General features: G+C 61.6%; 4 protein-coding genes. 1 reads left to right on the top strand and 3 read right to left on the bottom strand.

Annotation, left to right across the window (positions count from 1 at the left end; genetic code table 11):
• From NW835_RS12645 to cobM, 3 genes are all read right to left on the bottom strand, one after another.
• Positions 1–798: NAD(P)/FAD-dependent oxidoreductase (locus NW835_RS12645; protein ID WP_414415468.1), on the bottom strand; the 798-nt coding region annotated here is incomplete at its 3' end.
• Positions 799–831: 33 nt separating this feature from the next.
• Positions 832–2,694: a tetratricopeptide repeat protein gene (locus NW835_RS12640; protein WP_414415467.1), complete on the bottom strand. Its 1,863-nt coding sequence runs from the start codon at positions 2,692–2,694 to the stop codon at positions 832–834.
• Positions 2,695–2,866: 172 nt separating this feature from the next.
• A complete protein-coding gene (gene cobM / locus NW835_RS12635) occupies positions 2,867–3,673 on the bottom strand; it encodes a precorrin-4 C(11)-methyltransferase (protein WP_414415466.1) in 807 nt (268 codons plus the stop codon).
• Positions 3,674–3,843: 170 nt separating this feature from the next.
• Between cobM and NW835_RS12630 the strand changes: the two genes are divergently transcribed.
• On the top strand, positions 3,844–4,962 hold a 1,119-nt coding region (locus NW835_RS12630), incomplete at its 3' end, for an MATE family efflux transporter (protein ID WP_414415465.1).

The raw sequence follows: 4,962 nt of genomic DNA, 5'->3' as shown, positions 1-4,962 counted from the left end.
CTGGGCCACCAGCTCGCTGCCATCCTCTAGCCAAACTTGCTGTGGCCCGAAGGCTTTTACCCGGCGCTCCGCCCAGATCTCTACCCCCAAGCGGCGGATCTCCCTTTCCACCTCCTGGCGGAAGCGTTCTGAAAAACCGCTGACCAGGTGGGCCTGGCCATGGATCAGGAGCAGGCGGGCCCGCGCCAAAGGGATCCCCGTTGCTGCGCTCATCTCGCGGCAGAGGTCGTACAGCTCTCCCATCAGCTCTGTGCCGGTGCAACCTCCCCCCACCACCACAAAGGTCAGCAGGCCCGGCGTCGGATCTCCCTGGGCCGCCCGCTGCCAGCACTGCCGGATCCAGGTTTGGGCGGCCACCAGTTGCTCCGCCGGTCGAATGGCGAAGGCATGTTGCATCCCGTCGATGGGACGCAGCTCCCGCCCCACATTCACCAACAGGTAATCGTAGGCAAGGGTTTGGATCCCGCCTGCGCCTTCCAGGGTCAGGGTTTGCGCCTGCGGCTGCATGTGGGTTACTCGTCCCGGCAGAAACTGGGCACCATTGGCTTGAACGTGCTCCAGCAGCGGGATCCGCACCAGATCCAGGGAAAACCGACCGCTCAGCAGCCGCGTGGACATGCCCGAGTTGACGATGTAGGGGTGGGGATTGATGGCGATCACCCGCGCTTGCCCTTTGAGGGCCCGCAAGGCGTCGATGGCCCCATAGCCACATCCGGCCAAGACCACTGTGGGCAGGGATCCCTTCATGGCTGGAGCGGTAACCTCTCGCAGGCGGGCGCGCATCTTGTCGGGCGGCAACCGGGATCCCTCAGCGTCGATCAGCTCCCATCTTTACACGGGCAGTAGGTCGGTATGCACCTCTTCCATCTGCTTGGAGAGAAGCCGCTGCAGGCTCCCTCTGGCTTCGGGGAAGTTGGGAGAAATTTCCAAAGCCGAGCGCAAGTGCTCGACGGCCTGCTCCAGCTTGCCTTGGCGGGCCAAGACGGATCCCACGCGATAGTGGGCCATGCCGTAGCTGCCGTTGCTGCGCATCGCCCGTTGATAGCTGGACACCGCCGAGCTCAGATCCCCCTTGATACGGGCCACTTCCCCCAAGCCAAAGTGGGCTTCGGGCAAATCTGGGTCTTCTCTTAACGCTTGTTCAAACTGCTGCACAGCCTCTTGCACCTGCTGGGGCCAGACAAACTTGCGCCCGGAGGCGTCGCGGTGTTTTTGACCCAAATAGGACAAGCCGATGGCAGCAACCGCCTCAGGCAAGTTGGGCACCAGCCCCAGAGCTCGCTGGTAGCTCTTGATGGCTTCGCTGTGCTGCTCCTGGGCCGCTAAGACCAAGCCCAGCCCGTAGTAGGCGCGGCCCTGCTGGAGCTTGGAGGAGCTGCCGGAGAGGAGCACCTGGCTGAACTCTTGGCCAGCCTGGGCCAGACGCCCCGCATGAACCATGGCCAAGCCCAGATCCACCCGCACAGCGGCGGCTAATTCGGGATCCAGATCGAGATTGAGGGCGGTTTGAAAAGCTGCTATTGCCGCCTTTAACTGGCCCTTGCGCATCAGCGCTTGTCCCATCAGGTAGTGGGCTGAGCCCAGGCGATCGTCCAACTCCAAAGCAGCCCAGCAGGAATCGATCGCCTCGTCCCATTGCCCCAGCTTGAGGCGAATTTGAGCAATACAGAGGTGGGCCTGGCTGAAGTGGGGATCCAACCCAAGGGCCTTTTGTTGCTGGGCCAAGGCTTCTGCCCAGTTGCCTTTCTCGGCCCAGGCTTGGCCAAGCAGGCTATGGATCTCGACTTGAGCAGATCCCTGGGTGAGGGACAGGGCCTCCTGAAACCGCTCCACTGCCTCAGGAACTTGATTGGCCTGTAAAAAGGACAAACCTTCTGCCAAAGGATCAGAGGATCCCTCTCGCTTAAAGGTGTTGACAGCACGCCAGCCTTTCCACCCCAGCCAGCCCCCCCCTGCAGCCAGGAGCAACAGAGGGATCCCTACTCCCAGCGATCTGGCCCGGGCAGGGACGTCGGGCTGCCGGAAAGAATGCACCACCAACCCGGCCCCCAGCAGGAGAGACAAAGCCAGGGCTCCCCCCAGGAAGGGTCGTAGGGTAGGTTGGTGCAACTGCTGGCCAAGCGCCTGAACGTTGACCGGAAGTCTGATGGGAGAACTGGGGCGAGCAGGGGCAGTTGTGGACGGAGAGGTCGGGATCCCAGCTTGGGCCTGTGCAGAGGCATGAGGAGACTGGTTTGGGTCAGGCTCTGAGCCTCGCTCTTTCTGGGTTTTGGGAAGCGGCGCCTCTAGGGTTTTAACTTTGCGATCAGGCCTGGCATCGGGATCCACAACAGGTTTTTGGGCATCCAGCACCTTGATCTCGGAAATCTTGGTGCCGGGCAATACAATCTCCGTGGCGTCGGCACTGCTTTTCCCAGAAGACAAATAGAAGACTTTTTTCCACTGCGGCTGTGTTTCTCCCTGCAGCCGACCGTACACCACCAGTTGGCTGACTCCCTGCACCGGCGCGCCTTCCAATTGGTCGGCAACCCGCTGCAACACCATAGAGCGGCTGAACAGTCCCTGCTGTGGGAGCTCCACCATCAGGTAAAGGACATCTTGTTTCAGCGCCGAACGGCTTGGCAGGGGAGCAAGGGCCTTCTGCAAAGCCGCGATCAAGGTTTCCACGCTGCGAGCAGCAGATGAGTCATCCATAAGGTTAGTAAAGAGGGAAAAAAAAGTCTTGCAACAACCCCAAAAGGGATCCACTTCTTTTGGCAAAGATGGGCGCTCTGCAGCCAGAAGCCAAAGTATTTGACCTCATCTTGCTGCCTCATCGTCATTATGTTCAGCCTGCCGTCATCCGTCAATATACTGAAAGAGTCTGTTACAAGCGAGTCTGCCGGCCAATTTTGGGGCGGAAGAGGTGGGCGTGGTCAGGGCTGTAGAGCCGCGAGCGGGCCGAGCCGGCTCCTGCCAAGCCCCGTAGGGCGGGACTGATGAGGTAGAGCACGGTGCGTTCCAGGCTGGCTTGCCGGGTGAGGGCCGCCATCTCCGCCAGGGATCCCAGCCAGATCCGCTCGTCCGGCCAGCCCAGACGGTAGCAAATGGCCACAGGGGTATCGGCGGGATAGTGGGTCAGGAGATCCGCCTGGGCCTGTTCCACATGGCGGGCGCTCAGGTAGAGACACAAAGAGGCGCGGTGGGCCGCCAGGCTGGCCAGGGCTTCCGCTGCCGGCACGCGCGTCCGACCGCTGGCGCGGGTGAGGATAATCGTCTGCACCAGCTCCGGCACCGTTAGCTCCACCTGCAGACGGGCGGCTGCCAGTTGAAAGGCGCTCACCCCCGGCACGATCTCAAAGGGGATCCCGGCCTCCGCCAGCCGAATCAGCAACTCGTGCAGAGCACCGTAAAGAGACGGATCCCCATCCTGCAGCCGCACCACCCGCAGCCCTGCCTTGACCCGCTCCACCATCTGGGGCAGCAGCGTTTCCAAGGTGAAAGCGCGTGTATCGATGGCCTCCACCCCAGGGCGACAATGGGTCAGCAGCCCCTCCGGCACCAAAGAGCCTGTGTAGAATACTACATCTGCTTCCGCGAGCACTCTCTGGCCCCGCAGGGTAATCAGCTCGGGATCCCCGGGGCCAGCGCCGACAATGTGCACAGGCCAGTAGGACGAAGTCTGCTCGCTCATCCGCTCTCCTCTCGCCCCAGTAGCCAGCATCCTAACAGCAGCCAATCTCCCAAAGGTGGGAAGGGATCCCTCCCTCGCTCCAGTCCGTATTATCTCTGTAGTATAATAGCATACAGACAGCTCAGTCGAGAGGTTGCCTGTTGCTGCGCAGCACAGAGGAGGGAAAGGGTGTGAGGGGCATTGCGCAACGGCTAGATGCCCGAGGGATCCCACGGGTGGATCATGGGGTTGTGCTGAGGTTGGCGATGCCCTTGGTGCTCAGCGCTGGCATCCAGGCGCTGATGGGCATAACCGACACTTGGTTCATTGGTCAAATCTCCAGCCAAGCCTTGGCCGGGATGAACGCCGCCTGGCTGCCCACCCAGGTGGCCTTGACCCCCTTCCTGAGTCTGGGGCGAGCAGTGCAAACCTTGGTGGCGCAAACCTACGCCAGCGGAGATCCAAAGGGGGCCTCTCGCTATGCTTGGTCGGGAGTGGGGCTGGGGTTGGGCCTATTTCCCCTGTGCGGTCTCTTGTCGCTGTTGGGAGGCTTGCTGTATGGAGGGCTGCCGCTGCCGCCGGGGGTGGCGGAGCAAGCAGCGGCCTATTGGCAAATTCGCGTTTGGGGAGGCTCTGCCCTCTTGGGCACCTTTGCCTTGTCGGGTTTTTTTAACGGCATTGGCCGCACCTGGATCACTCTCTGGGTGAGTGGCTGGAGCGTGTTGCTCAACAGCATCCTCAATACCCTATTCATTTTCGGCTTGGACTGGGGGATCGCTGGAGCCGCCTGGGGCACAATCCTGTCGGAATATGGGGAGCTGACCCTCTACCTGCTGGTGTTTCTCTCAGCTTGGATCCACCGCGACTACGCTACGCGGCAAACCTGGCGCACGGGCTGGAAACCGTTGCGGCCATTGCTGAGATTGGGCCTGCCGATTGGGATCTACGCTTTGGCGGATATGAGCTCCTTCACGGTGTTTCAGTTGATGCTAGGCCAGTTGGGGGCTGTGGAGGGGGCAACGGCCCACCTGTGTCTGATGTTGTCTCGCTTTGCCTATTTGCCAGCCATCGGCCTGGAACAATCGGCCACGGTGCTAGTGGGCCAGGCTGTTGGCGCCGGTCAGCCAGCTTGGGCAATGCGCTTGGGAAATGCCGTGATGGGCTGGACGCTCGGCTACATGGCTGTGATCGGCGGCGGGCTGGCGCTTTTTGGGCAAGCCCTGCTCGGCCTATTCGTTACAGGGAAAGACGCCAACGCCGCAGCAATTCTGCATCTGGGGGGGAGGCTGCTGCGGATCATCGGAGTCTCG

Source organism: Synechococcus sp. OH2, from assembly GCF_047462155.1.
Classification (GTDB): domain Bacteria; phylum Cyanobacteriota; class Cyanobacteriia; order Thermostichales; family Thermostichaceae; genus Thermostichus.
The sequence above is the reverse complement of the archived record's forward strand: the minus strand, read 5'-3'. Positions and strand labels throughout refer to the sequence as shown.